Here is a 26,096-nt window from a genome sequence, read left to right on the forward strand (position 1 = left end):
CTCCGGCCTTGACCCGAGGCATACGTTCGTCGCTATGCTGAGGGTTCCAGTACACATCCGCTGGGGGGGCCCGAACGGGCTGAGATCTGCCGAGCGAGGCGGACCACCCCAGGAACCTGATCTCGTTAACACGAGCGGAGGGAAGCGGTCACCATGTTGATCCATGTTCACGTGTCGCCCACACCAATGGGAGACGAAAACGGTCGATACAGCTGCGTCGAGGGCGCGATTCGCGTCATCGAGCAGAGCGGTCTCGAGTACGAGGTCGGCGCGCTCGGCACGACAGTTCAGGGTCCTGCGGAGCGCCTCTGGCCGCTCATGCGCGAGCTGCACGATGCGACGCTTCAGGCTGGTGCGGATCGCGTCATGACGCACTTTCGCATCCTCGAGGCAAAAGACGACGTCATCGAGGCATCGATGACCGAGCTCGCCGCCCGCATCACGCACTAGCGCGCTGGCCGCCGTGAGAACTCTCACGCGGCAGATCCTTCCCGCGCTCCTCGCCGTCGTAGGCCTGGTGCTCGCGTGGGGTCTGCTCGTGCGCCTCACCGACGCTCCTGCGTATCTCATTCCGTCGCCCATGAGCGTTTGGGCGGCGGGCTGGGGCGACAGGGAGCTGCTCAGCTCGCACCTGGCGGCGACGCATAGGATCGCGCTTCTCGGGTTCGCGCTCGGGGCGCTCGGCGGCGTCGCGATCGGGATCCTGCTCGGGCTGTCTGCCACGCTACGGCGGGCGGCGGAACCGCTGCTCATCGCGAGTCAGGCGATTCCTCCGGTGGTGCTCGCGCCGATCCTGATCTCTGCGATGGGGTTCGGGGCGCTCCCGAAGGTCCTTGTAGTGGCGCTTGGGGCGTTCTTCCCGATCGCGATCAGCGCGAGCGCCGCGATGCGCGACGCCGACAGGTACCTCGTCGATCTGCTGCAATCGATGGGGGCGTCACCGCTCACCGTACTGCGTCGCGTACGGCTGCCGGGGGCGGTGCCCGCGATTGTCGCCGGAGCCAAGGTCGCCGCGAGCTACGTCGTGTTTAGCGCAATCATCGCCGAGTGGATGGGCTCGTCCGTCGGGCTCGGCGTCTACCTGCAACGTTCACAAGCGAGCTACAGGATGGACCAGCTGTTCGCCGCTGTCGGCGTCATCGCCGTGCTCGGCGTGCTGCTGTTCTGGCTCGCATCCCTGATCGGAGACACCGTGCTGTCGCGGTTCCGATCCACACTCAACAGAAAGGGCGTCTAGCCATGGCCGCTCCCTCCCAGACCACACTCACACCTGCGGGCCGTGCCCGCCGTTCGGGCCTCGCCGCCGCCGCGCTCGCCGGCGCAGCTGCTGCCGCGCTCGCCTTGGTCGGATGCTCGGCCGCAGCGCCTGGCACCGGCGCACCCGCAGACGGGGCTCAGTCGCTGGGCTCCGGGACAGAGCTCACGCCCGTCACTCTCATGTTGAACTGGACGCCGAACGCTCACCACGCAGGGTTCTACTACGCCAAGGAACACGGGCTGTACGAGAAGGCAGGGCTCGACGTCGAGATTCTCGAACCCGGCGACGGCATCGGGGCCGCGGCCTCGGTGGCGGAAGGTCGTGCCGAATTTGGAATCTCGCAGGCCGAGTCGCTGCTGCCCGCCCGCGCCGCAGGAATGGATCTTGAGGCGGTCGCGACGCTCCTGCCAGTGAACGACTCGGTGCTCATGGGCGTGAAGAGCTCCGGCTTCTCCGACGACCCCGGCTCGCTCGCGGGCCTCACCTATGGCGGCTACGGGGGAGCGCTCGAGACCGAGATCATGTCGGCGCTCACGACATGCGGCGGCGGCAACCCCGCCGACGTGGAGTTCATCGAGATCGGCAACGTCGACTACCTCGCGGGGCTCGAACAGGGCAAGTTCGATGTGACGTGGGTGTTCGGAGGCTGGGACGCGCTCCGGGCACAGGCCGAGACCGACGACGTTGTCGTCCTTCCAATGGCAGCGCACGACGACTGCATTCCAAACTGGTACACGCCAGTGATCGTCGGAAATTCGGCGAACATGGCACAGGATCCAGAGACTACGCAGGCATTTCTTGCAGCCACGAGTCGCGGCTACGACGAGGTTGTTGCCGATCCGGCGGCGGGAGCGCAGGCGCTCCTCGCCGCGGCGCCCGAGCTCGACGCCGCCCTCGTCGAGCGGGCTGTCTCGTACTACGCGCCCCGGTTCACGGCGCAGGGACGCTTCGGCGAAATGGACGAGGCGGTCTGGCAGCGCTTCACCGATTTCCTTGTTGAGGCAGACATGCTTGACGACGCGTCGCCGGTGAACGGTGCATGGACGAACGAGTACCTACCGGCCGCCTGACATGAGCGACAACGTGACGGACGCCGAACGGTCGGGGATGCGGGCCTGCTCGGGACTGAGCCGCGAAACTGACGCAGGCTTCGGCTCACTCCGTGTGGAGGCGATCTCGCACGCGTTCCCGGCGCCCGGCGTGGGCTGGCTCCCGCGCCGGGCAGCCCGGGTACCTGTGCTCGCTGACGTCTCGTTCGACGCGGATCCAGGCACGCTCACGGCGATCCTCGGGCCGAGCGGGTGCGGAAAATCGACCCTGCTGCGGCTGCTCGCCGGCCTCGAAACGCCGACAGCCGGACGCATGCGGCTCCGCGGCGTGGAGCTCGCGGGGGCGCCAGGCGGGGTCGCCTATCACCCGCAACGTGACGCCCTGCTCCCGTGGCTTCGCGTGCTCGACAACGCGACGCTCGGGGCCGAGACGTGCGGCGTCGATCGTGCTGAGGCCCGCCGAGCCGCCAGGTCGCTCCTGCACAGGTTCGGCCTCGCCGGGCTCGAACGCGCCTGGCCGGACGAGCTCTCTGGCGGCATGCGGCAGCGGGTCGCACTCATGCGGACATTTCTGATGCCGCAGCCGATCCTCGCGCTCGACGAGCCACTCGGCGCGCTTGATGCGCTCACGCGCAGGCAGCTGCAGCATTGGCTCATCGACATCGTGGCGAGCGACGGGAGGCCGATTCTGCTCGTCACCCACGACATCGACGAGGCGCTGTTGCTTGCTGACAGGGTACTCGTGTTGAGTGCAAGGCCCGGCCGGATTGTGCACGTGGAGGAGCGGCCCGACGCAGCCGCGAGGCTGCGCGAGCACGAGAACGGCAGTGATCGCGGAGCAGCCCGCAGGTTGCTCGGGTGGCTCGGTGGCAGTGCGTAAGCTTGCAGGATGACAGCAACTCTCGTCGCTCAGGCGATCGCGGGCGGATACGCACACCGCACCCTCTTCGAAGGCCTCGACTTGACTGTCGCCCCCGGTGATGTCGTCGGCGTCGTCGGGGTGAACGGGGCAGGCAAGTCGACGCTGCTTCGCATCCTCGCCGGCGAGCTCGAGCCCCAGGCTGGCACAGTGCAGCTCGCGCCGCAGGACGCCTTCGTCGGCTGGCTTCCGCAGGAACACGAGCGCATCGCTGGCGAAACTGTCGCCGCCTACGTCGCGAGGCGCACAGGCTGCGCGCAAGCGACCCGCGACATGGACGAGGCAGCGGAGGCCCTCGGGGGCGCGGGGGAGCAGGCACCGGGGGATCCGGATCCAGCCGACGTGTACTCGACTGCCCTCGACCGCTGGCTCGCGAGCGGCGCGGCTGATCTCGACGAGCGTCTCCCAGGGGTGCTCGCTGAGCTCGGCCTTGGCGCGCCCGCGACTGGCGCCGCGCACTCCGAAAGCGCGGCGACCGCCGTCACCGCAGACTCGCTTATGACGTCGCTGTCGGGCGGCCAGGCAGCCCGGGTCGGCCTCGCCGCCCTGCTGCTGTCGCGATTCGACATCGTGCTGCTCGACGAGCCGACAAACGACCTCGACCTTGACGGGCTCGAACGGCTTGAGAAGTTCGTTCAGGGGCTGCGAGGCGGCGTCGTGCTCGTCAGTCACGACCGCGAGTTCCTCGCACGCTGCGTGACAAAGATCCTCGAGCTCGATCTTGCCCAGAGCAGCAACCGAGTCTTCGGCGGCGGCTACGACGCGTACCTCGAAGAGCGCGAGATCGTACGTCAGCACAAGCGCGACGACTACGAGGAGTTTGCCGCCAAGAAGGCCGACCTCGTCGCGCGGGCCCGCACACAGCGCGAGTGGTCGAGCCAGGGCGTCAGAAACGCGATGAAGAAGTCGCCCGACAACGACAAGATTCGCCGCGCGGCCTCGATGGAGTCGAGCGAGAAGCAGGCGCAGAAGGTGCGGCAGATGGAGAGCCGCATTCGTCGGCTTGAGGAAGTCGAGGAGCCGCGCAAGGAGTGGCAGCTCGAATTCACTATCGGGCAGGCACCGCGGTCGAGCTCGGTCGTCGCGACACTCAACGGCGCAGTCGCAAGGCAGGGCGACTTCACGCTCGGGCCGGTCTCGCTGCAGCTGAACGCTGGGGAGCGCGTCGGAATCACGGGGCCCAACGGCGCGGGCAAGTCGACACTTCTCAGGCTACTTCTCGGACGACAGGATCCCGACGACGGGAGCGCCGCACTCGGCACGTCGGTCGCCATCGGCGAGATTGACCAGGCGAGATCGCTCTTTGCGGGCCCAGAACCACTCGCTGACGCGTTCGAGGCGCTCGTGCCAGAGATGGCCTCGGCCGAGGTACGCACGCTGCTCGCGAAGTTTGGGCTCAAGGCAGACCACGTGCTTCGTCCATCGGGCGAGCTCTCCCCGGGCGAGCGCACCCGTGCGGGTCTCGCGCTGCTGCAGGCGCGCGGGGTGAACGTGCTCGTGCTCGACGAGCCGACGAACCACCTCGACTTGCCTGCGATCGAGCAGCTCGAGCAGGCACTCGAAAGCTATGAGGGAGCGCTGCTGCTCGTCACGCACGATAGGCGCATGCTGAACACGGTGCGGCTCGACAGAAGGTGGCACGTCGAGGCGGGAACCGTCTCAGAGCTGTAGCACTATCAGCGCAAACGCCAGTGTTTCGTGCACGGACCAGCTGGAAGGTTCCGCGCGGTCTTCGCTGCCTGGCTTAAGCCTCCAGGCGCGCGACCAGGCCCGAGAGCGCGCAGCGGATTGTCGCGTGGAGCACGTCAATCGGGTCTCCGGGGAAGTGCTGCTCGCTGACCTCGGCCGCGAAGCCGGGTCCGGCCGTGCAGACGAACACGGTGCCGGCCGGCTGTCCCTCCTCGGGGCCCGGACCGCCGACCCCGGTCACGGAAACTGCGATGTCGGCGCCCAGCAACTGCGCGGCACCCTGTGCCATCTCGCGCGCGGTTCGCGCGGTCACCACCGGGCCCGGCGTGACCCCGAGCACCGCGAACTTCACCTCTGGGTGGTAGGCGACGACTGAGCCGCGGAACCAGGATCCGGACCCCTCGCCGGCCGCGAGCGCCGTCGCGAGCTGCCCGCCGGTGAGTGACTCGGCGACGGCAATCGTCAGCTGTCGCGCTGCCGCCCGCTCCGCGACACGCCCAACGAGCACGTCCACCGGGCCATGCGTTGCGTTCGTCGCCATGACCGGGACCTCTATCGCTCGGCCGCGCGGGTGTGGCGAGCCGACGTCTTCCGGCCTCGTGTGAGGCAGCCAGTGGCATCGTCGTGGGGGAGTGGGGTGCGAAACTTCATCGGTGAGCCTCCTGTCGACGGTGCACATATCTTTACGCGATGGGAAGAACGTGCGCAAGCCCCTCGACATTCGCCGGCATATCGGGGAGGCGACGCGCCGCGGTTCCTGTGAGTATTAAGGATCCACCCAGGTGAATGGCCATGATTGAGGCATGGGGTTTATTTATTACAATGGGGTTACGGAGTACGAATTCGAGGATCGTACGCTCGCGCACCTGAAGTCTGCGATTGGGGCGAAGCTTCGTCGGCAGGAATGTTTCTTTCTGAACTGGTCAAATCCCGCTGAGGCGGGAAGCGGCCGGGTCACACTCTGGATCGCGCCGTCGATCCCCTTAATCTTTCGATTTTCGGGCAATACGCCGCCGACGCTGAACCCTGAGTGGGTTCAGGTGCTTGTCGAGACCGCCAACACCCCACGCGGGATGACGGTCATCAAGGAGGACAACGTCGCGGCGGCGCTCGAGGCGCTCAGCGTTCCGCACGAGGCCCTGGTCGGAGGCACCAATGGGTGAGCTGCACTACGGCATGAACAACAGCGTCTTCGAGTTTGAGGATCGGCTGCTGCACCACCTGAAGCTCGTCATCGCGAACAAGTTGCGCAAGGGTGAAAGCTTTCTCTTCACCTGGCAGACCTCAGAATGCGGCGCCGGGTCATCGCTGTGGCTCCACCCGTCGATTCCGCTGCACTTTACGTTTGCGAATCTCGTCGACGTCGAGATCAACAAGGAGTGGGCTGAGCTGCTGGGCTTCCTCGCGAACCGCCCAGGCGGCCTGACTGTCGTCGACGAGCCCACGCCGCCGACGACCCGGCAGCCCTGACGGACCGGCTCGGGCGGCCGGAATAGTAGCCGACTCCGGCGCACGAGTCGACCCCCTCGCGGCGTGCGCCACTCCCTCCTACCATGTCTGCACGCCGGCCACACCGGCCGGTACCTGGGGGAAGGAACACCATGCCGGCTTCACACACCCGACTTATTGGTATCGAAGAAGAATTCGCGCTCGTCGATCCCGTGACAGGGGCGCCGGTCGCGGGAGCGGCCGCGCGCGTCATCCGCGAGGTATCCGACGAGGCGCCCGTGGAACACGAGTTTCTCGACAGTCAGGTCGAGATCGCGACCCCACCGTGCGAGACCGCTGACCAGGCCGAGGAGAGTCTGTTCCAGCTGCGTGGACGCACGCTCACCGCGGCACGCAAGCAGGGCGCACTGCTCGCAGCGATGGGAACACCCCCAGCCGCCCCTGACCCTGCCCTCGTCAACCATGTGACGGGCGAAGCGCGCTACCTCGAGATCGCGCAGGGCGCCCGCAAGGTCGCACAAACCCACTACATCAACGGGCAGCACGTGCACGTCTCGATCACGGGGCCCGACGAGGGGGTGCGGGTCATTAATGGTCTCGCCCGGTGGGCTCCGCTGCTGCTTGCGATGACCGCGAACTCGCCGATCTGGGATGGCGCCGATACCGGGTTTCGCAGCTGGAGGCACGTCATCGGCTGCGCTTGGCCGCTCAACATGTATCCCGCCCACTTCGCCTCGGTCGCCGACTACGACAGGCGCGTGGACCGCCTCGTTCGGTCGGGGCTGATACTCGACCGCGGTCTCGTGACGTGGGTCGCGAGGCTCTCGGCCAGATACCCGACGGTCGAGCTGCGGGTTGCCGACGTCCAGCTCAACCCACGCCACGCGGTGGCGTTCGCGCTCATCGTACGGGCGCTGGTGACGACAATCGCCGCAGTGCCCGACGACGACCCGCAGCTCAGCGGCCGCAGCATCGACGCCGACGAGGTCAACGTCTCGCTCTGGTTTGCGGCCCGGGACGGCCTCACCCGAACACTCGTCGACCCGCTCGAGTGCCGCGAGGTCGCTGCGACCGACTGGCTCGATGAGCTCGTCGAGGCGATTCGCCCAGCCCTCGATGAGGCCGGCGACACAGAGCGCGTTCGCGAGTACGTCGCCGATCTGAAAGCCAACGGGGTCCCCGCTGACGCGCAGCGGCGGGCGGTCGCCGCGGGCGGCATCGCTCAGCTGCTCGACCTGTGCGCGGCGAGCCACCTGCGCGACATCGGTGCCCCGACCGGCCTGGCGCCCGCGCTTTCAGCTGGAACGGGCGCACCGTAGCAGGCCGGTCGGCGCGCGACAACCCCCTCGACCGCCCCGCTTCCGACTGGGAGCGTGGTATTCACCACAGCCCGTGGTGAACCCACGTAGCACCAATCAGAAAGGAAACGCCTCATGTCACGACTTTCAGACCGTCGAGTTGCATTTCTTGTCACCGATGGCTTCGAGGACAGCGAGCTCACCCGTCCGTGGGACGCGGTCGCCGAGGCTGGCGGGACGCCAGTGCTCATCGCACCGACCCTGGACTCGGTCACGGGAGCGCTCGGGCACCAGCAGACCGTTGACGTCCGCGTCGCCGACGCGAAGGCAACAGACTTTGACGCGCTCGTCCTGCCCGGCGGTGTGCAGAACGCCGACGCACTGCGGATGGACAGTGACGCGGTCGCCTTCACCAAGGACATGTTCGCGCAGCACAAGCCAGCGGCGGCCATCTGCCACGGCGCCTGGCTGCTCGTCGAGGCCGACGTCGTCCGCGGGCGGACGCTGACGAGCTACCCGAGCCTGCGCACAGACCTTGAGAACGCCGGGGCAACCTGGGTGGACGAGGCCGTCAGGGTCGATCAGGGACTCGTCTCGAGTCGTACGCCCGACGACCTGCCGGACTTCAACCGCAAGCTCGTCGAAGAGGTCGGCGAGGGCAAGCACTCCGGTCAGCACGCCTGACCTGCCTGCCGGCCACAGCGACTCACAGCAGAAGGGAACACAGTATGCCTACGATAAGCAACGACATCGACATCGACAGCCCCGTCCGAACCGTGTACAACCAGTGGACGCAGTTCGAGGACTATCCCGCGTTCATGAGCGGCGTCCAACAGGTGCGACAGCTCGAGGACGACAAGCTCTACTGGGACGTCAAGGTCGGCGGTGCGGAGCGCGGGTTCGAAGCGCGGATTACCGAGCAGATACCCGACGAGCGAATCGCCTGGACGAGCACAAGCGGCCCGAACCACGCCGGGGTTGTGACCTTCCACCGGCTCGACGACGACCGCACTCGCGTACGTCTACAGCTGGAGTGGGAGCCCGAGGGGTTCGTCGAAACCGTCGGCGCGGCCCTGCAGATCGACGACGCGCAGGTCGCCCGTGACCTTCACCAGTTCGCGCATCTCATGGAGACAAACGGTTTCGCAACCGGCGCCTGGCGCGGCGAGATCACCTGAGCTCCGGCCATCCGGACGGTACCACTGGTGCCGTCCCCGGAGGCCGGCCCGACACAGCACAGCGAAAGGAGCGCGCAATGGGACAGATCTGGACCCAAAACGAAGAGAAGGACGGCGACGAGGAGCTCGTTGTCACGTTCGATCACAGCCCGCCGCAGCCGCGTGACGAGGAGCGGAGCGATTCCGGCGTCGAGATTCCACCAGGCACGGACCCGCAGGACGCCCTCGACGCCCTCAGCGAAGACGTCTCTTCTTCGCCGGCGGAGCGCGGGAGCGACACGTCTGCACCCGGCGACACCGAGGAGAGTGAGCAATCATGACGACATCTGAGACGAACCCCCTGCCGCGCGCCTCCGAGTGCGACGTGTGCGGGAACATGTACGACAAAGCGTTTACCGTGACGCGCGGGGACGAGGTGAAGGTCTTCGACAGCTTCGAGTGCGCGATCGAATCGATGGCCCCGCGCTGCGGCCACTGCGCCTGTCGGGTGCTCGGCCACGGTGTCGAATCGGACGGCCAGGTGTTCTGTTGCGCTCACTGCGCGCGACAGGTCGGCGAGCACGGGCTCATCGACCGCGACGGCTGAGAGTGGTCCGCCCGTCAGCGCCGACGGGCGGACCGGGCGGCCGGCCCGTCCCGGATTCCAGGGCGGGCCGGCGGCCCCGCAGACACAACAAGCTGAACGACACATCAGACCTGCTGAGGAAAGGCTGTTAGGATTTCGCAGAGAAATGGGGCGTACCCCGCTGCCGAAGCTCAAGCAGGAGAGTCAATGGCCATCGCGAACACTGAGACCGCACCAGCTGGCGTTGCTGACACGACCGATGCGCCGATGCCCGAGGTCAAACGCTCGGCTGCAGACCGCTTCATGCGCCGCTTGCTGCGCGTTGAGGGCGCGAAGAAGACGCCGTTCATCAACCGCGACGCGCACCGAAACTTCCGCGTCGCGCTCATCATCTCGGGCGTGCGGTGCCTCATTACCTACCTGCTGATCCCGATCCTCGTCCCAATTCTTGGCGTCGCAGGCGTGCTCGCCGCGCCGATCGGGATCGCGCTGTGCGTCGTCGCTGCGGTCAATGGCGTCGTCAGCGTTCGCCGCTTCTGGATCAGCGACCACCGCGGCAAGTGGATGTATACCTGGTTCATCGTGATCGTGTTCGTCATCCTCACGATCGCGATGGTCTCCGATATTACACGGATTGTGAGCCCCGCATGACCCCCAACGACAGCATTCAGCATGAGGCGGCACACGTCGCCGAGACCGTCGCGGCCGACGCCACGCAGCCCGCCGCCGAACTCGTCGACGACAACCCCGAGCAGGTGCCCGCGAAGGCGTGGGTCACCATGGGGCTCTTCGCGGTGTTTGTGATCGCGTTCGGCACCTGCGCCTCGACCTTTATGTTCAACTAGACCGGGCCGGCGGCGCCGCCGGAGGGCTGCGCCGCGTCGGATGCCGTATTACTGCGCGCCGCGTCCTCGGCAGCGTCCGCGCGCCGATGCGCCGCCCGGAGCCCGAAGCCGAACGCGAGCGCAACGAAGAACATCAGCACGCCGTAGACCGCGGCCGGCAGTGACAGTTCGATGTTGCCGAGCACGGTCTGCGCGATGACGATCGCGAGGGTCGCGTTGTGGATGCCGATCTCAAACGAGCTCGCGATCGCCTGAGTGCGCCCGACTTTGAAGAACCTCGGCACGAAGAACCCGACGCTCAGGCTGAGCAGGCAGAAGAGCACCGTGATGAGCGCGAGCTGGCCGAGGTTTTCGAGGAGCATGTCGAGGTTTGAGACGATCGCGCCGGTGATCACCACGATAAGGATCACGACCGAGGCGACCCGAACAGGCTTGTCCATGCTGTCGGCGAAGGCCGGCCACTGCCAGCGCACAAACATGCCGAGCGCCACGGGGAGCAGCACGATCGCGAATACCTCGATGGTCTTCGAGAGCTGCAGCCCGAGGGTGTCACCTCCAGGCATGAAGTAGGCGATCGCCAGGTTCGTGATGAGTGGCAGCGTGAACACTGCGATGACCGAGTTGAGTGCGGTGAGCGAGATGTTCAGTGCGACGTCGCCGCGGAACAGGTGACTGTAGAGGTTCGCGGTTGATCCGCCTGGAGACGCCGCGAGCATCATCATGCCTACGGCAAGCACAGGCGGGAGGTTGAACGCGAGCACGAGGCCAAAACAGAGTGCCGGGAGAATGAGCAGCTGGCACACGAGCGCTATGAACACCGCCCGCGGGTGCTTCGCGATCCGGGTGAAGTCCCCGACCCGAAGGCTCAGGCCAAGCCCGAGCATGATAATGCCGAGGGCGACGGGTAATCCGATGGTGGTCAACGCTGATCCCATGGTCACAGTATGGATGATGCGGCGCCAAAAGTCCCGCATCGGCGGAGCACAGCGCTTCGCGTGAAAGCGCTGTGCTCGCCGGCTCCGCACCGCGGGTCGCCCGCGAGGGGGGCTGTCCCGCCAGCGGGCCCACCCGCTACGTGGCCGCAGGGCCGAGCTTCAGCTCCGGCCACGCCGCGACGTCGCGCAGCAGTTGCCTGTCGTGCGACGACATGACCACCGCAGCCTCTGTCGCTCCGAGCGCCTCAGTGAGCTCGTCCACGAGAGCGATCGAGAGGTGGTTCGTCGGCTCGTCGAGCAGCAAGACGTTCGGCCGTGCCGCGATGACGAGCGCGAGGTCGAGGCGCCGCTGTTGCCCCATTGACAGCTCACAGACTCGCTTCCCAGCCTCCGCTGGCCGCAACAGTCCCAACTGTGAGAGTCCGATCGCCTCGTGCTCACGCAGTCTGCCCCTGGCGACGAGCCTGCTCACGACCTCCGCGAACACGTCGGCTGCCCGCCGCTCGCCAGGCGCCTTCGATTCCTGCCTGAGCCACCCGATCCTTGCCTCGCTGTGCACCTGCACCCGCCCAGAATCTGGCGAGAGCTCGCCCGCGGCGACGGCGAGCAACGTCGACTTCCCGGCGCCATTCGGCCCGGTCACGACGAGCCTGTCACCCCTGCCAAGCCTGAGCGACACTGGGCCCCTGAGGCGCTCAGCGACCTCGACGCCTGAGACAGCCAGCAGTTCGACGCCTGCTGGCGCCGCGAGGTCGGGGAATCCGAGGCGCTGGGGAGGCGGCGGGAGCGTGACCGCGTGCGCCTCAAGTGCCTCTTGTCGTCGGTGCACGTTCTGCACGAGCCCGCCCGCGCGGGTCGCCCTTGCGTGCTTCCCGGTACCCTTGTCCGGGCGCCAGCCGGATACGAGCCGGTTCTGCGCGCTCGAGAGGCTCTCCTGTAGCCTCGTGGCCTCCGAGCGCTGCAGTTCGTAGGCCTGCTCCCAGCGCGCACGTTCGGCGATCCTGCCCTCGCGATACCCGGCGTAGCCCCCGCCGTAGACTCGCGGCTGATCGTCTGGCGTGGGGTCAAGGTCAACGATAGTTTCGGCCGCGTCGGCGAGGAGCGCGCGGTCGTGGCTGACGAACACGACCCCGCCTGCGCGCTGCCCAATCTGGGCGGTCAGAAATTCGAGGCCGGCGCGGTCGAGGTGGTTGGTCGGCTCGTCGAGCAGGAGGAAGTCGTGGTCAGCGCCAAGCAGGCAGGCGAGTCGCACGCGGTAGCGTTGCCCGACCGACAGCCTGTCGAGCGGAGCGTGCGTGTCGGTCTCGGCGCCGAGCGCTTCGAGGGCGATGGTCACCCGCCGCTCCGCGTCCCAGGCGTCGAGGGCCTGGGCGACCTCGAGCGCCTCAGCGTACGCTGCCTCGGCTGCAGCGGGCGTTCCGCCTGTCTCGCCCGCTCCCGCGAGCGCCGTGGCCGCGGCGTCGAGGGCGTCGAGGGCCTGCAGCGGTCTTGCAATTGCCTGTGCGACGGCGTCGCCGACGGTGGTTCCCGGCGCAGCCGTCATCTCCTGCTCGGCGATGCCAAGCGTTCCGATTCGCCGCACCGCGCCCTCGTCTGGGTGAATCGTGCCGGCGAGCGCGTGGAGCAGCGTCGTCTTGCCGCGGCCGTTCTCCCCGACGATCCCGATGCGCGACGTCGGGGAGACCGTCAGATCAACGCCGGTGAGCACGCGGTTCGCGCCGCGCAGCACGGTGACTCCGGTCGCGGTGATCTGGGCGCGATGGCGCGCCGGAATAGAGCTGGTGTGGGTGTGCATTGTGTTCCTTCAACTGGCGCACGGCAGCGTTGCTGCGGGGTGCGCAAATAACGGTGACCCTGGGGTCAGAGCTGTGCTCGCCGCACTCGGATGGCTCGACGAGGGGCGGGCGCAGCGGCCGTTACATGAAGAAGTGGTGATGCATGGCTCCAGGGTACAGGACGGCCCGCGACGCGCAAGTGGCGTGCGGGCCGATCCCGAGCGTCCGGGCGTTAGCTCAGCGCGTCGACCACTGCCGCCCGACGCTGCGGGACGGTCACCGACTTGGTGTTGAAGACGCGGGTCGCCCGCCCGTCATTGAACGCCGGCCAGCCGGGGTCTCCGTCGCGGATGAAGGCCACCCACGCGGCGTGCATCTCGGCTCCGAGCGCGGCTGGGGCGCCGTCGCCGTTCAGCCGGATCGCGTCTTCGTCGTCGAGGAGGTCGAAGGCGAACGCGATGTCGAGGGCGTGCGCCGCGCGAAGGTCGCGTACCGGGCTCTCCCAGGCGAACTCGTAGACGAAGGTGGCCGCACTGCGGGCCTTCGCGAGCCGCGTCGCGGGCGCACGGAGCAGCCTGTCGGTCACGATCTGGCCGAGCTGCTCGCCTGGGGACGCGGTCGGATACGCCTCTCGCACCGCGCGCGCGGCAGCCCGGGGGACGCGCATGGCGAGCCGGGCGAGCCACGCCTTTGCCGCGCTGATACCTGAGACTGCATCGGGGGTGAGCCAGAGCCGGTACTCGTCGGTGTTCGTGCCGATGAGAATTGGAATATCGACGTCAGTGAGTGCCTCGTGTGGCGAAGCCGGAAGCGACTCGGGGTCAATCGCAAGCGTGTAGCCGGGGGTGCCGCCAAGTGGGGAACCGCCCGCGGCGATCTCGCTCCGGGCGCGCAGCAGCTCCGCCGGGTCGACGGAGGCGAAGCCTGCCCGCGTCGCCGGGATTCCGAGGCGCTTCGCGATGGCGTCTGAGGCGCGGCGTGCCTTCTCGCGGGTGACGGCCTCGAGCGGGCCTGACTGGATGATCGCGCCGGCGACCTGTGCACGCGCTGCAGGCTGGGCGAGGAGCGCCGCGACGAGAGCCCCGCCTGCGGACTCGCCCATGATGGTGATGCGGGCCGGGTCGCCACCGAACGCGGCCGCCTCACGATGTGCCCAGTCGAGCGCGAGCTGCGCGTCACGCAGCCCGAGGTTCAGCGGCGAGCCGTCGAGTACGCTGAAGCCCTCGGCGCCGAGCCGATAGTTTGCCGAGATGAAGACGATCCCGTCGCGCGCGAACGTGCTTCCGTCGTACCCGCTTTGGGCCGCGGCTCCGCGCTCGAGCGCGCCGCCGTGGAGCCACAGCACGACGGGCGCGTCCGCCGCACCCTCGGGTGCCCACACGTTGGCTGTCAGGATCTCGGTGCCCTCGATGGCGGGCACCTTGATGAGCTCGCCGAGATCGCCCCGGTATGGCGACTGTGGTGCGGTCGGCCCGAACTCGACAGCCGCGAGCGGCTCGCTCCAGGTTTCGGGCGGCTCGGGGGCTTCAAACCGCATGTCGCCGAACGGCGCCTGAGCGTAGGGGATTCCGAGGAACCTGCGGATTCCGTCTTGCGTGCTCCCGCGCACCTCGCCGAGCGTGGTAGCCGCTGCGGTGTGGGCGCTGTGTTGTGCGTGGGCGTCTCCCATGAAGCCTCCTCCGTTGGCTCCAGAGTATTGGGTGCGTGGGCGTTCAGGCTAGCGCCCCGTGCGCGCACAACTGCACAGGGTTGACACCCGCCCGGCCCAGACCTCGTGTGTTCGCCCTGGTGTCGTGGAACGGCATAGGGCAGAGTCGAGGAGGACCACGTGGTACGCATCGCCGCTTGCCACTGGAAGAGGAAGGGCTGAATCGAGATGGAGCGTATTGCAGACAACCGGGTGCTCAACGAACTGCTCGAGCCCGACGGCGGAGCGTTCTGTCAGATCTCGACAGGCGAGCTGAACTATTCACTCACCGGAACGGCGCGGCGGGGAACGGTACTGCTGATCGCCGGGCTATCGATGCATCGAACCGACTGGTCGCCTGAGCTCATTGCGGGTCTGCACGCCGCAGGATACGCGACACTCACAGTCGACAACCGGGATGCCGGTCGGAGCGTCGTCTCAGGCCGTCACACCGGGTTCGGCGCCGGGGACGAGTTTCGCGCGGAGTACGGCCTCGTGGACATGGCGGGCGACCTGCGTGAGCTGATCCTCGCGCTCGACGTCTGCCAGGTGCACGTCGTCGGGATGTCGATGGGAGGCATGATCGCCCAGCACCTCGCCCTCATCGCGCCCGAGCTCGTGCACACCCTCACGTCAGTCATGTCGACGACGGGGGAACGCGCCGTCGGCAGACCGCAGCAGGAGAGCAAATGGGTCTTTCTCACCCCGGCACCAACGGACAGCCGTGAGGCGTTCGTCGCATTCTCGGAGCGCTACCACGCGGCGCTCGCGGGCCCGCACTTCCCAGACTTCGAGAGGGCGCGCGAGACCGCCTCGATGAAATGGGGGCGAGGAATCTCCCTCGATGGCACCGCCAGACAGCTGCAGGCGATCCAGGCCGATGGCGACCGCACGGAGCGACTCCGCAGGGTCGCGGTGCCGACGCTCGTGGTGCACGGCGACGCTGATCCGCTCATCGACGTCTCGGGCGGGGCAGCGACAGCGGCCGCTATCCCCGGTGCGCGGATCCACATGATCGAGCAGATGGGGCACTCGATTCCCTGGCAGCGCGCTGGAGAGATAACAGACACCCTGGCGGCGCACTTTCAGGCAGCAAGTGCCTAGCCGTTTCGGGTGAGCGCGGCACCGCTTTCTCGCGCGAACACCGCGTGACGCGCGACGGCAGGCCGTGCCCGGCTACTCTGGAAGCACACCCGCACGCCCAACCGTCCGAGAAAGACACCCATGAACATCCTGATCGTAGAAGACGACGCCCGCGTCGCCGAGGCGCTCGGCGCCTACCTGCGGCAGGCCGGGTACACGACAAGCCGCGCCGCGGACGGCGCATCAGGGATCGAAGCAGTCGGACAGGACACGGAAGCAGTGATCCTTGACCTCGGACTGCCAGACATGGACGGGCTCGACGTGTGCAGGCGGATTCGCGGCGTGAGCAGCGTGCCGATCATCATCGCCACCGCCAGAAGCAACGTCGAGTCTCGGATCAAGGGATTGCATGCTGGGGCGGACGACTTCGTCGTCAAGCCATACGATGTGCGCGAACTCATCGCCCGCATCGAGGCTGTGACGCGCCGCGCACGCTCAGCCACGCCCTCACCCGACGAAAGCTCGAACGTCGAACTCGACGGGCTGTACATCGACTTCGCCAACAGGCTCGTGCTCGCCGACGGTGCGCCAGTCGAACTCACTCCCAAAGAGTTCGAGATTCTCGCGGTGCTCGCACGCTATCCAGGCGTGGTGACTCCACGCGACCGCATCATCAGGGAGGTATGGGGCACCGACTGGACAGGCTTTAGTCGGTCACTCGAGGTGCACGTGGCCTCCATCAGACGCAAGCTCAACAGGCCGTCGCTTATTGCGACGGTGCGTGGCGTCGGGTACAGGCTGACGGCAGGCTAACCCGTGCGCAAGCGCCTCTTCATTGTCTTTCTCGTGCCGATGACAATCATCCTGCTTGTGCTCGGAGGCGCGTACGGTTGGAGCGCCGCCCGCGCTATCCAGCAGCAGGCATCGTCGCAGCTCCTCAGCGACGTCGTGTACTTCACGACAGGGTCAAGCCAGGCACTCAGAGCGGGCGACCCGGCAATGATTGAGACCGAGCTGCGACGCTACGGCTCGCTCTACGGCGCGCAGGTCGTCGTCTTCGACCGCTCAGGTTCGGTCTGGGCCGCGAGCGTACGAACCCCGATCCTGACCGAGGAGACGGCGGACGAGGTGAGCCTCGCGCTCTCCGGCAGGCGCGGCGAGCTGCTCGGCGAGAGCCTGCCGTGGGTACAGGGGGAGACAGCCATCGTCGAACCAGTGTTTGACGACGGCAGCGTCATCGGGGCGGTGCGCATCTCAGCGAGCACCGAGGCGCCGCGGCGCGAGATCCTGACCCAGTGGGCGGCGCTGCTCGCCGTCAGCGCACTGATCATCGTTGCGCTCGTGTGGGCAGTGAACAGGCTCGCGCGCTGGGTGCTGCGGCCACTGCACCGGCTCGACAGCGCGATGGCAGCCATCGAGCATGGCGAGATGGGCGCCCGCATTGACGACGAGACTGGCCCGCCCGAGGCGCGACGCATGGTGCGCATGTTCAACCAGATGGCAGACGAGATTGAGCGGGTCATGACGCGGCAGCAGGAGTTCGTGATGAACGCGTCGCACGAGTTGCGCAACCCGCTCGGCGCCCTGCTCATGCGAGTCGAGTACCTCGCGACAGGGCTCGACGAAGGCTGGATCGACGACATCGAGCACGCGCGTGAGGAGGGGAGACGCATGACGCGGATCCTCGACACCCTGCTGAACGTCGCCCGCGACGGCAAGTCTGACTCGGCGTTTGTCGCCGTCGACTTGAGCGCCCTCGCGACTGAGCGGGCGGCGGCCTGGCACGACCGCGCCGCTGACGCGTGGGTCGTGTTTCACACGAACGCCGCACCGAACGTTCTTGCGGTGACCGACCGCATGGCTGTCGAGACTGCGCTCGACGCGATCATCGACAACGCACTGAAATTCGCGCCGCGCGGTAGCGTCATCGACCTCACAGTCACAAGCAGCGATGGCGCACACACTGTCTCGGTTCGGGATCGGGGGCGCGGGCTCGAACCCGATCAGCTCGAGCAGGCGACCGGCAGGTTCTGGCGCAGCCCGCAAGACCAAAACGTGCCAGGCTCCGGGCTCGGACTCGCGATCGCCTCGGACCTCCTCGAGGCGCTCGGGGGCAGCCTCGCGCTCTCCTCACCCGACGGCGGCGGACTCGAGGTCACGCTCCTGCTCCCAGCAACCGACGGCGTGGGACGTGCAGAACAAGAAGCCGAGGGCAGGGATGCGTAGTGGGAAACTGTCGTCGGTGGCGGGACCGAGAGGCGCGGCTCGAGCGCTCGCGCTCGCGGCCGTCGGGGCGCTCGCCGCGGCTGCGCTTGCCGGGTGCGGTTCGGGCGTGGGAGACCCCGGCGCGCAGGTGATCGCGGGCGGCGCATCGACGGGTATCTACTACTCCTACGGCGGCGCGATCGCCGAGAGCCTGCGGGGCGAGGGCTTCGACGTTACGGTCGCCGCAACCGGAGGCTCAGTTGACAATCTGTTGCGCGTCGGGCGAGGTGAGGCAATCCTCGGGTTCGCTCAGGCCGACGCGGCGGCGGACGCAATCTCAGGAGTCGGCGCATTCGACGCGCCGCTTCGCATCGAGGGCGTGGCGCGCGTGTACGACGAATACGTGCAGGTCGTCGTCCCCGAAGACTCACCGGCCGAGGCGATTCCCGACCTCGCAGGGCTCCGCGTCTCAGTCGGCGAGGTGAACTCTGGCGTGACAGTGATCGCCGATCGAGTGCTCCGCGCCGCAGGCGTCGAACAGGGCGACTTCGAGAGCGCGAAGCTCGGCATCGACGACTCAGTTGAAGCGCTCGCCCGAGGTGAGATCGACGCGTTCTTCTGGGTTGGCGGGGTGCCGACCCCTGGAATTGCTGCGCTGTCTGAGACGACCCCGGTGAAGATCCTGCCGATCCAGCCCGAGACCGTTGAGAAAGTGAACTCGGGGCACGCCGGCGTCTACAGGCTCTCAGACTTCCCGCTCGGCACGTACGGCACCACCGAACCCGTCGAGACGATGACGATTCCGAACTACCTCGTGACCTCGGCAGACGCGCCAGTCGACCTCGTCTTCGAGATGACGCGAACGCTCTTCGAATCGCGCACCGCAATCGCCCGAACGGTGCCCGCAGCGGCGCTTCTTGACCGCAGGCAGGCAATATTTACGAGCCCGCTGCCGCTGCACGACGGGGCCGCAAAGTTCTACGTCGAAAGCCGCAAGTAGGGCGAGTAACCTCAAGAAAAGCTCAAGGCGAGGCTCAAGATACCCTCAACGTCCGTGACTTTGGAGACCGCCGCTCATTAGCGTGGGGCTGATCGGTTCAACGACGAGCAACAGACTCGCTCTTCGAACCTGGCAACCCAAGCAGTGTGCCGACGCAGCGCAGCCCGCGCTCGCGGTCAGGATCCAAAGGTGGAACATAGATGAGTGCGAGCGAACCGCTGGTCGTCGTCGAAAATGTGCAGAAGCACTACGGTGATTTTCAGGCGCTGACCGACGTAAACCTCACGGTGAACCGTGGCGAGGTTGTCGTGGTGATCGGCCCATCAGGCTCCGGCAAGTCGACGCTCTGCCGGTCAATCAACCGACTTGAGACGATCACGAGCGGGTCGATCCGCATCGACGGCAAAGAGCTCCCCGCAGAGGGCAAGGGGCTCGCACGCCTCCGCGCCGAGGTCGGCATGGTGTTCCAGTCATTCAACCTGTTCGCGCACCTGACGATCCTCGAGAACGTCACGCTCGGGCCCATCAAGGTGCTCGGCAAGTCAAAGGCCGAGGCGAACCGCGAAGCAATGGAACTCCTCACCCGCGTCGGCGTCGACAAGCAGGCGTCGAAGCTGCCTGCGCAGCTCTCAGGCGGACAGCAGCAGCGCGTCGCGATCGCGCGCGCCCTTGCAATGCACCCAAAGGTCATGCTGTTCGACGAGCCGACGAGCGCGCTCGACCCCGAGATGATCAACGAGGTGCTCGACGTGATGGTCGGCCTCGCCAAAGAAGGCATGACAATGGTCGTCGTCACCCACGAGATGGGCTTCGCCCGCAAAGCGGCCGACCGCGTCGTGTTCATGGCCGACGGCAAGATCATCGAGTCTGCGACGCCCGACGAGTTCTTCACGAACCCACAGAGCGACAGGGCCAAAGACTTCCTGTCAAAGCTCATCACGAACTAACCAGGCGGGCCACCCGCATCGAGTGGCCCGAAAACCCCCATCGAAAGGAACGCACATGCGATTCAAGAAAGCTTTTGCAGCAGCTGGTCTCGTCGCGGCGGCAGCGCTGGCGCTGACCGGCTGCAACAGCGGCAGCCCCGCAGCACCTGAAGGCGGCGACACCTCGGCTCCGGCAGAGACGAGCACGCCGTGGACCGTAGCTGAGGGCTTCACGCTCGAGGGCAGCCCGACCTTCGACAAGATCAAGGAGCGTGGCGAGGTCGTCATCGGCGTCAAGGAAGACCAGCCCGGCCTCGGCTACTACGACAACGTCACGCAGGAGCGCACAGGCTTCGACGTCGACATCGCGCGCTGGATCGCAGCGTCGATCGGCATGGACGAAGACCAGATCAGCTACAAGGCGATCGCCTCGGCAAACCGCGAGCAGGCAATCGTCAACGGCGACGTCGACTACTACGTCGGCACCTACTCGATCAACGACAAGCGCAAGCAGGAGATCGACTTCGCTGGCCCGTACTTCATTACCGGCCAGGGGCTGCTCGTCCGCTCAGACGACACCGACTACCAGAAGCTCGAAGACCTGAACGGCAAGACTGTCTGCTCCGCGACAGGATCGACCCCGATCCAGAACATCAAGGAGAACTTCAAGGAGATCAAGCCGCAGGAGTTCGACCTGTACTCGGCGTGTGTTGAGAACCTCGTGAACGGTCAGGTCGACGCGGTCACCACCGACCAGGCGATCCTTATCGGCTACGCTGCGCAGCAGCCCGAGGAACTCAAGGTTACGAGCGGCCCGGTCTTCACCGAGGAGCAGTACGGCGTCGGCCTCACCAAGGGCGACGACGTGTTCCGCGCGCACATCAACGACCTCTTCACCGAGGGCGGCGACATCTGGCAGCAGATCTTCGACCAAAACCTTGGCGAGTCGGGCATCAAGGTCGACCAGCCCAAGGTTGACGCCTACTAAGTAGCGCGCACACCGCACGAATGCCCGGGGGCGGGAGCCACCCCCGCCCCCGGGCGCCATCTTCACAGAAGGAAGACGAATGGACGTCATCTTCGGGAACCTGGATCTCTGGGGGACCGCGATCGGGAACACGCTGCTCGTGTTCTTCGGAGGCGGGGCGATCGCCCTCGTGCTCGGCCTGATCGTTGGGGCCATGCGAGTCTCGCCGGTGCCCATCGCGCGCGGTGTCGGCACCGTCTACGTGAACCTCATCCGCAACACGCCCCTGACGCTCGTGTTCTTCTTCTTCGTGCTCGGCTACCCGGCGCTCGGGCTCGGCAGAATGAATCTCACAGTGCTCGGCATCATCGCGATCGGTGTCTACACGGCCACATACGTGGCAGAGGTGATTCGGGCAGGCATCAACACAGTGCCCGTCGGGCAGGCCGAGGCGGCCCGCGCCATCGGCCTTCCATTTGGGCAGGTCATGACGAGCGTGATCCTCCCGCAGGCGTTCCGCTCCGTCGTGCCGCCCATGATGAGCGTGTTCATCGCACTCCTGAAAAACACCACGGTCGCGGCAGGGTTCTCGATTGCGGAGCTCGCGCAGCTGCGAGCAGCGATCAACGACTCGGGCGACCGCCCTGGCAGCCCCATGGAAGTGCTCCTCTGGGTCGCCGCAGTCTTCGTCGCGATGGTAATGCTGCTGAGCCTCTTGCAGAACCGGCTTGAGAAGAAATGGAGGATCGCGCGATGACCGCATCAGTGCTGTACGACGTTCCCGGTCCGAAAGCGATTCGCAGAAACCGCATTCTCGCGGTGGTGACGATCGTTGTCGTCGCCGCCATCATCGGCTTCGTGCTCTACCGATTCTTCCTCACGGGGCAGTTCACCGCCCAAAAGTGGGGCCTCTTCACCTACTCGACGATCTGGGAGCAGATCCTCACCGCACTCGGCAAGACACTCGCCGCCTTCGGCGTCGCCGCTGTCGGTAGCCTCGTGCTCGGCTTTGTGCTCGCGATCGGCAGGCTCTCAGACCACAAGTGGGTGCGAGTTCCTGTCACCGCGGTGACCGAGCTCTTCAGGGCGATGCCCGTGCTCATCATGATGATGCTGCTGTACTACGGTCTGCCGTCGGTCGGCGTGAAGATGGACCCGTACTGGGCTGTCGTCATCGCGCTCATCGTCTACAACGGGTCGGTGCTTGCCGAGGTGATTCGCGCAGGCGTCGAGTCGCTGCCGCGCGGACAGAAAGAGGCAGGCTACGCGATCGGACTGCGCAAGAGCGGAGTGATGCGCCTCATCCTGATGCCGCAGGCAGTGCGCGCGATGCTCCCAGTCATCGTCTCCCAGCTGGTCGTGACAATGAAGGATACGGCGCTCGGATTCATCATCACCTACCCCGAGCTGCTCTACCTTGCGAAGCAGTTCAGCTCGAACGTACAGTTCGGGCGACCGCTGCTCCAGTCCGCTTTCGTCATCGGCGGCATCTACATCGTGATGTGCTTCATCCTCTCAGGGATCGCGCACTACCTCGAACGGCGTCTCCGTAGCGGTGGCCGCGGAACCGGGGATGCCGGCCTTTCGGTCGGGCCGGGGCCCGCGCAGGGCGGACCAGATCCGCGATTGCACGAGGGCGGCACCGTCACCGAGGTACTCTCGGTACAGGGCGGAAGATAGCGACAAACGGGCTCCGCAGTGCGGGGCCCGTTTCGCGCTGCCCGGCGGGCCGTGCGGCGCTCCGCGATACCACCAACTTCACCGCTGAGAGGTCACCCACATGAGTCAGATGGCACTCACGCTCGCGCTCATGCCAGAGGGGCTTGACTGGGGCGGGATTCTGCTGCTGCTCCTCGCCGCCTTCGCAGCGGGGTGGGTTGATGCTGTGGTCGGCGGCGGCGGGCTCATTCAGCTGCCTGCACTGCTGCTCGTGCCAGGCATCGCCCCCGTGCAGGCGCTCGCGACAAACAAGTTGGCGTCTGTGTTCGGGACGGCGGCGAGTAGCGTCAGCTACTACCGGTCGGTGCGACCGAGCCTGAAGACCGCCTTGCCGATGGCAGGGATCGCGCTTGTCTCCGCGGTTGGCGGTGCCTCGCTCGCGGCGTTCCTGCCCGCCGAGGTATTCACGCCGATCATTATGATCGCGCTCGTCGTGGTTGCGCTCATTACGATCTTCAAGCCCGCGCTTGGCGCCGTCACAAAGCTCAAGTATTCGGGCGCGAAACACGTGCTGCTTGCGGGCCTCGCCGGGGCGGCGATCGGGTTCTACGACGGGCTCATCGGCCCGGGCACAGGAACGTTTCTCGTGATCGCGCTCGTCGCGCTGCTCGGCTACGACTTTCTCATGGCGAGCGCCCAGGCGAAGATCGTGAACTTCGCGACGAACCTTGGAGCGCTCCTGCTCTTCATCCCGCTGGGGGCCGTGCTGTGGCCGCTCGGCCTCCTGATGGCGGCGGCGAACGTCGCGGGCAGTGTGCTGGGCTCGAAGATGGCGATCGCCCGTGGGGCGCGGTTCGTGCGGATCCTGTTTCTCATCATTGTCGCTGCGCTCGTCGTGAAGCTCGGCCTCGACCTCTGGGGATAGGTTTTTCAGTCCCGGCCGCCCCGGCCGCCAGCCCCCAGCCGCCAGCCGCCACAGCCGCCAGCCGCCGGCGCTGCGTATGTGATCGGCTCAATATATGCCAACCCAGCTGAGGTCGGGCATATATTGAGCCGATCACAGACATACGGTGCGTGATTTGTCGGCCGGTAGCGCTGTTCGCTCGCAGGCTGCTGTGCCCTCCCGCGCTAGCTGCTGTGCACTCCCGCGCTAACCGCTGTGCACTCCCGCCCTACCCGGTGAGCGAGTGCTCTTCTCAGCCAGTGTTACCGCTGGGCGGCGTCCTGCACCTCGCCAATGAGCTCCTCAACAATGTCTTCGAGGAAGAGGATGCCTGTCGGCGATCCACTCTCATCGGTGACCCGGGCGAGGTGGCTGCCGTCTGAGCGCAGCAGACTCAGGGCGTCTTCGAGCTCGGCAGTGGCCGCGACGTCCACCAGGTTGCGGAGGCGATCGGCAGGGATCGGTGCGTCGCGGTGCTCGGCCGAGCTGAGATCCAGCACGTCCTTGATGTGCACATACTGAGCCGGAGCGCCGTTGCTGGCAGCAACAACGAACCGTGAGAAGCCGTGCTTCGCGACAGCGAGTTGAACGTCACGCGGGGTCGCCGCGGCGGGGAGAACAACGAGTGACCCAAACGGGAGCACGACGTCGGCGGCAGTCTTCTCGGTGAACTCGAACGCGGCGGTGACGGTGCCTGAGGTATCGACGAGCGTGCCCTCGAGCGTTGACTGTTCGACGATGTTCGCAACCTCGTCGAGCGTGAACGCGCTTGTCGCCTCATCCTTGGGCGTCACCTTGAAGAGCCTGAGGATCCCGTTCGCGACCCAGTTCAAGCCCCTGATCAGCGGACCGACGATGCGAGACACGAATACGAGCGGGGGCGCAAGGATAAGCGCCGCCCTATCGGGAACCGAGAACGCCATGTTCTTCGGGATCATCTCGCCGAACACGACGTGGAGGAACGTGACCAAGGCGAGGGCGACGCCAAATGCGATGCCGGTGACCATCCCTGGAGTGAGGCCCGTCCACGCGAGCGGCACCTCGAGCAGATGCTTGATTGACGGTTCAGAGACGTTCAGAATGAGCAGCGAACACACAGTGATGCCGAGCTGGCTCGTCGCGAGCATGAGGGTCGCATGCTCCATCGCCCACAACGTTGTCTTCGCCGCACGGCTGCCAGCCGCCGCCCTCGGCTCGATCTGCGATCGTCGAGCCGAGATCACTGCGAACTCGGCGCCGACGAAGAATGCGTTGACGGCAAGCAGTACGAAGAGCCAGATCAGGCCGGGAATGTACTCGCTCATCGTGCGTGCTCCGTCGTCATGGCGGTGTGGCCGGTGGGGTCAGTTGCGTCGGGATCAGTGGGCGTCGGGGTGAAGCGCAGACGCTCGATTCGGGCACCTGCGACAGCATCAACCTCGAGCGTGCCGTCGGCGATCTCGACAGTCTCCCCGACCTCGGGGATGCGCTGAAGTCGTGTCAGGAAGAACCCGGCGACCGTGTCGTACTCCTCGTCCTCAGGAACCCGGATCCTTGCCCGGGTCCAGAGCTCGTCTGGGCGGAGCGCCGCGTTGAACAGCACGGATTCGCCGTCAGCGATGATTCCCTCGTTCAGGGTCGAGGGGTCGTCGTGCTCGTCAAGCAGCTCGCCGAGCAGCTCTTCGATCAGGTCTTCGAGCGTCACGACGCCCGCGGTTCCGCCGTGCTCGTCAACGACAACAGCGATCTGATAGCCGCGGTCGCGAAGCGCGCCGAGCAGCGTGTCTGACCCGGCCGACTCGGGCACTCGGAGGATCTTCGAGGTAATCGACGTGACCGGTGCACTCGCGCGACGCTCGTCGTCGATCGCGAATGCAGCTTTGACGTGTGCGATGCCGACGATGTCGTCGATGTCGTCGCCGTACACAGGGAACCGCGAGTGACCGCTCTCGATCGACGCAGCGATGACGTCCTGCACTGACGCTGTGCTCGGCAGAGCAACGACGCGAACGCGGGGCGTCATGACCGCGTCGGCGGTGCGGCTCGAAAACGTGAGGGTACGGTGCAGAATGTCGGCATCGTTGGCATCGAGCAGCCCCTCGGTCGCTGAGCGTCGGATGAGGTAGCCGAGCTCCTCGGCGCTTCGTGCAGCCGAGAGCTCTTCCTTCGGCTCGATGCCGAACGAGCGGATCACCCGGTTCGCGGTGCCGTTGAACAACAAGATCACGGGCTTGAGTACGAACGTGAACGCGAGCTGAAACGGCACGACGATCTTCGCTGTCGCGAGTGGTACGGCGAGCGCGAAGTTTTTCGGCACGAGCTCGCCAATGATCATCGAGAACAGCGTTGCGAGCGTGATTGCCACGACGGCGCCGACTCCAGGGATTACCGCGTCGGGCAGCCCAATGCTGCTGAGAGGAGCGCGAAGGAGTGAGCTGATCGCCGGCTCGAACGTAAAGCCCGCGAGCAGCGTCGTCAGCGTGATGCCGAGCTGGGCGCTAGACAGGTGCGTCGAGGTGACGCGCAACGCTGAGATGGTGAACCGCAGGCCCTTTTCACCTTGCGCCTGGCGTCGTTCAAGGTCGCTTCGGTTGAGGTTGACGAGTGCAAACTCCGAGGCAACAAAGAAGCCTGTGCCTACCGTGAGGAGGACGCCGATAACGATTCCCCAGATCTCGGAACTCAAT

At 66.5% G+C, this 26,096-nt stretch carries 29 protein-coding genes and 1 riboswitch; of the genes, 23 read left to right on the forward strand and 6 right to left on the reverse strand.

Translation table 11 applies throughout. From position 1 onward, the window contains the following. Nucleotides 1–52: 52 nt before the first annotated feature. A riboswitch (TPP riboswitch) is annotated at nucleotides 53–160 on the forward strand. The 5 genes from KI794_RS03815 to KI794_RS03835 all read left to right on the forward strand — a co-directional run bounded on the left by KI794_RS03815 (nucleotide 154) and on the right by KI794_RS03835 (nucleotide 4,897). Continuing rightward, a complete protein-coding gene (locus tag KI794_RS03815) occupies nucleotides 154–450 on the forward strand; it encodes a thiamine-binding protein (protein ID WP_119283431.1) in 297 nt (98 codons plus the stop codon). It overlaps the preceding riboswitch by 7 nt. Nucleotides 451–463: 13 nt before the next feature. Then, a complete protein-coding gene (locus tag KI794_RS03820) occupies nucleotides 464–1,237 on the forward strand; it encodes an ABC transporter permease (RefSeq protein WP_255809207.1) in 774 nt (257 codons plus the stop codon). Between the two features lie 2 nt (nucleotides 1,238–1,239). After that, a complete protein-coding gene (locus KI794_RS03825; RefSeq protein ID WP_119283241.1) occupies nucleotides 1,240–2,328 on the forward strand; it encodes an ABC transporter substrate-binding protein in 1,089 nt (362 codons plus the stop codon). A gap of 1 nt (nucleotide 2,329) precedes the next feature. Further along, complete coding sequence (locus KI794_RS03830; protein WP_255809208.1) at nucleotides 2,330–3,187, forward strand: ABC transporter ATP-binding protein; 858 nt, start codon at nucleotides 2,330–2,332, stop codon at nucleotides 3,185–3,187. Nucleotides 3,188–3,196: 9 nt separating this feature from the next. After that, nucleotides 3,197–4,897 (forward strand): ABC-F family ATP-binding cassette domain-containing protein, encoded by a 1,701-nt coding sequence (locus KI794_RS03835; RefSeq protein ID WP_119283240.1) that lies wholly within the window; start codon nucleotides 3,197–3,199, stop codon nucleotides 4,895–4,897. 73 nt (nucleotides 4,898–4,970) lie between these two features. On the opposite strand, the gene KI794_RS03840 is transcribed toward KI794_RS03835, so the two are convergent. Next, nucleotides 4,971–5,456 carry a CinA family protein gene (locus tag KI794_RS03840; RefSeq protein WP_119283239.1) on the reverse strand — a complete coding sequence of 162 codons (486 nt, stop codon included), beginning with the start codon at nucleotides 5,454–5,456 and terminating at the stop codon, nucleotides 4,971–4,973. Between the two features lie 262 nt (nucleotides 5,457–5,718). Between KI794_RS03840 and KI794_RS03845 the strand changes: the two genes are divergently transcribed. The 9 genes from KI794_RS03845 to KI794_RS03885 all read left to right on the forward strand — a co-directional run bounded on the left by KI794_RS03845 (nucleotide 5,719) and on the right by KI794_RS03885 (nucleotide 10,250). Continuing rightward, nucleotides 5,719–6,078 carry a DUF7882 family protein gene (locus tag KI794_RS03845; RefSeq protein ID WP_255809209.1) on the forward strand — a complete coding sequence of 120 codons (360 nt, stop codon included), beginning with the start codon at nucleotides 5,719–5,721 and terminating at the stop codon, nucleotides 6,076–6,078. Beyond that, the gene (locus tag KI794_RS03850; protein ID WP_119283238.1) at nucleotides 6,071–6,385 is read left to right on the forward strand and encodes a DUF7882 family protein; all 315 of its coding nucleotides are present in this window, start codon (nucleotides 6,071–6,073) and stop codon (nucleotides 6,383–6,385) included. The genes KI794_RS03845 and KI794_RS03850 overlap by 8 nt, the downstream gene beginning before the upstream one ends. A 131-nt stretch (nucleotides 6,386–6,516) precedes the next feature. Further along, nucleotides 6,517–7,683 (forward strand): carboxylate-amine ligase, encoded by a 1,167-nt coding sequence (locus tag KI794_RS03855; RefSeq protein ID WP_255809210.1) that lies wholly within the window; start codon nucleotides 6,517–6,519, stop codon nucleotides 7,681–7,683. A 114-nt stretch (nucleotides 7,684–7,797) separates the two neighbouring features. Beyond that, on the forward strand, nucleotides 7,798–8,346 hold the full coding sequence (locus KI794_RS03860) for a type 1 glutamine amidotransferase domain-containing protein (RefSeq protein WP_255809211.1): 549 nt from the start codon (nucleotides 7,798–7,800) through the stop codon (nucleotides 8,344–8,346). A 44-nt stretch (nucleotides 8,347–8,390) separates the two neighbouring features. After that, nucleotides 8,391–8,840: an SRPBCC family protein gene (locus KI794_RS03865; protein ID WP_255809212.1), complete on the forward strand. Its 450-nt coding sequence runs from the start codon at nucleotides 8,391–8,393 to the stop codon at nucleotides 8,838–8,840. A 77-nt stretch (nucleotides 8,841–8,917) separates the two neighbouring features. After that, nucleotides 8,918–9,160: a hypothetical protein gene (locus tag KI794_RS03870; protein WP_119283234.1), complete on the forward strand. Its 243-nt coding sequence runs from the start codon at nucleotides 8,918–8,920 to the stop codon at nucleotides 9,158–9,160. Beyond that, entirely contained in the window at nucleotides 9,157–9,426 is a 270-nt protein-coding gene (locus KI794_RS03875) for a hypothetical protein (RefSeq protein WP_255809213.1), read from the forward strand. Before KI794_RS03870 ends, KI794_RS03875 begins: the two co-directional genes overlap by 4 nt. A 186-nt stretch (nucleotides 9,427–9,612) precedes the next feature. Next, nucleotides 9,613–10,056, forward strand: a complete 444-nt coding sequence (locus tag KI794_RS03880; protein ID WP_255809214.1) for a hypothetical protein — start codon at nucleotides 9,613–9,615, stop codon at nucleotides 10,054–10,056. Beyond that, complete coding sequence (locus KI794_RS03885; protein ID WP_119283232.1) at nucleotides 10,053–10,250, forward strand: hypothetical protein; 198 nt, start codon at nucleotides 10,053–10,055, stop codon at nucleotides 10,248–10,250. Before KI794_RS03880 ends, KI794_RS03885 begins: the two co-directional genes overlap by 4 nt. Here the strand turns inward: KI794_RS03885 and KI794_RS03890 are convergent. From KI794_RS03890 to KI794_RS03900, 3 genes are all read right to left on the reverse strand, one after another. Continuing rightward, nucleotides 10,247–11,185, reverse strand: a complete 939-nt coding sequence (locus KI794_RS03890) for a bile acid:sodium symporter family protein (RefSeq protein ID WP_119283231.1) — start codon at nucleotides 11,183–11,185, stop codon at nucleotides 10,247–10,249. The genes KI794_RS03885 and KI794_RS03890 overlap by 4 nt on opposite strands. 136 nt (nucleotides 11,186–11,321) lie before the next feature. After that, nucleotides 11,322–12,980, reverse strand: a complete 1,659-nt coding sequence (locus KI794_RS03895; protein ID WP_255809215.1) for an ABC-F family ATP-binding cassette domain-containing protein — start codon at nucleotides 12,978–12,980, stop codon at nucleotides 11,322–11,324. A gap of 212 nt (nucleotides 12,981–13,192) precedes the next feature. Beyond that, on the reverse strand, nucleotides 13,193–14,629 hold the full coding sequence (locus KI794_RS03900) for a carboxylesterase/lipase family protein (RefSeq protein WP_119283229.1): 1,437 nt from the start codon (nucleotides 14,627–14,629) through the stop codon (nucleotides 13,193–13,195). 207 nt (nucleotides 14,630–14,836) lie between these two features. On the opposite strand from KI794_RS03900, the gene KI794_RS03905 reads away from it, so the two are divergent. The 9 genes from KI794_RS03905 (at nucleotide 14,837) to KI794_RS03945 (ending at nucleotide 23,412) form a co-directional block, all read left to right on the forward strand. Beyond that, nucleotides 14,837–15,751 carry an alpha/beta fold hydrolase gene (locus KI794_RS03905; RefSeq protein ID WP_255809216.1) on the forward strand — a complete coding sequence of 305 codons (915 nt, stop codon included), beginning with the start codon at nucleotides 14,837–14,839 and terminating at the stop codon, nucleotides 15,749–15,751. Between the two features lie 120 nt (nucleotides 15,752–15,871). Next, nucleotides 15,872–16,543, forward strand: coding sequence for a response regulator transcription factor (locus KI794_RS03910; RefSeq protein ID WP_119283227.1), 672 nt, complete (start codon nucleotides 15,872–15,874; stop codon nucleotides 16,541–16,543). Between the two features lie 3 nt (nucleotides 16,544–16,546). After that, nucleotides 16,547–17,956 carry a sensor histidine kinase gene (locus KI794_RS03915; protein WP_119283226.1) on the forward strand — a complete coding sequence of 470 codons (1,410 nt, stop codon included), beginning with the start codon at nucleotides 16,547–16,549 and terminating at the stop codon, nucleotides 17,954–17,956. A gap of 16 nt (nucleotides 17,957–17,972) precedes the next feature. Continuing rightward, nucleotides 17,973–18,935 (forward strand): TAXI family TRAP transporter solute-binding subunit, encoded by a 963-nt coding sequence (locus KI794_RS03920; protein WP_255809218.1) that lies wholly within the window; start codon nucleotides 17,973–17,975, stop codon nucleotides 18,933–18,935. 200 nt (nucleotides 18,936–19,135) lie between these two features. Beyond that, nucleotides 19,136–19,882, forward strand: a complete 747-nt coding sequence (locus KI794_RS03925; RefSeq protein ID WP_119283224.1) for an amino acid ABC transporter ATP-binding protein — start codon at nucleotides 19,136–19,138, stop codon at nucleotides 19,880–19,882. 55 nt (nucleotides 19,883–19,937) lie between these two features. Beyond that, on the forward strand, nucleotides 19,938–20,849 hold the full coding sequence (locus tag KI794_RS03930) for a glutamate ABC transporter substrate-binding protein (protein WP_119283223.1): 912 nt from the start codon (nucleotides 19,938–19,940) through the stop codon (nucleotides 20,847–20,849). Between the two features lie 79 nt (nucleotides 20,850–20,928). Then, entirely contained in the window at nucleotides 20,929–21,585 is a 657-nt protein-coding gene (locus KI794_RS03935) for an amino acid ABC transporter permease (protein ID WP_255809219.1), read from the forward strand. After that, entirely contained in the window at nucleotides 21,582–22,508 is a 927-nt protein-coding gene (locus tag KI794_RS03940) for an amino acid ABC transporter permease (protein ID WP_255809220.1), read from the forward strand. Before KI794_RS03935 ends, KI794_RS03940 begins: the two co-directional genes overlap by 4 nt. Before the next feature lie 100 nt (nucleotides 22,509–22,608). Further along, nucleotides 22,609–23,412, forward strand: a complete 804-nt coding sequence (locus tag KI794_RS03945; protein ID WP_119283220.1) for a TSUP family transporter — start codon at nucleotides 22,609–22,611, stop codon at nucleotides 23,410–23,412. A 281-nt stretch (nucleotides 23,413–23,693) separates the two neighbouring features. Here KI794_RS03945 and KI794_RS03950 read toward each other — a convergent pair whose 3' ends face one another. Together KI794_RS03950 and KI794_RS03955 are read right to left on the reverse strand one after the other, a co-directional pair. After that, nucleotides 23,694–24,734 (reverse strand): hemolysin family protein, encoded by a 1,041-nt coding sequence (locus tag KI794_RS03950; RefSeq protein ID WP_255809221.1) that lies wholly within the window; start codon nucleotides 24,732–24,734, stop codon nucleotides 23,694–23,696. Continuing rightward, nucleotides 24,731–26,095: a hemolysin family protein gene (locus KI794_RS03955; RefSeq protein WP_119283218.1), complete on the reverse strand. Its 1,365-nt coding sequence runs from the start codon at nucleotides 26,093–26,095 to the stop codon at nucleotides 24,731–24,733. Before KI794_RS03955 ends, KI794_RS03950 begins: the two co-directional genes overlap by 4 nt. Nucleotide 26,096: the final 1 nt, after the last annotated feature.

This window comes from Leucobacter aridicollis (genome assembly GCF_024399335.1).
Lineage (GTDB): Bacteria > Actinomycetota > Actinomycetes > Actinomycetales > Microbacteriaceae > Leucobacter > Leucobacter aridicollis_A.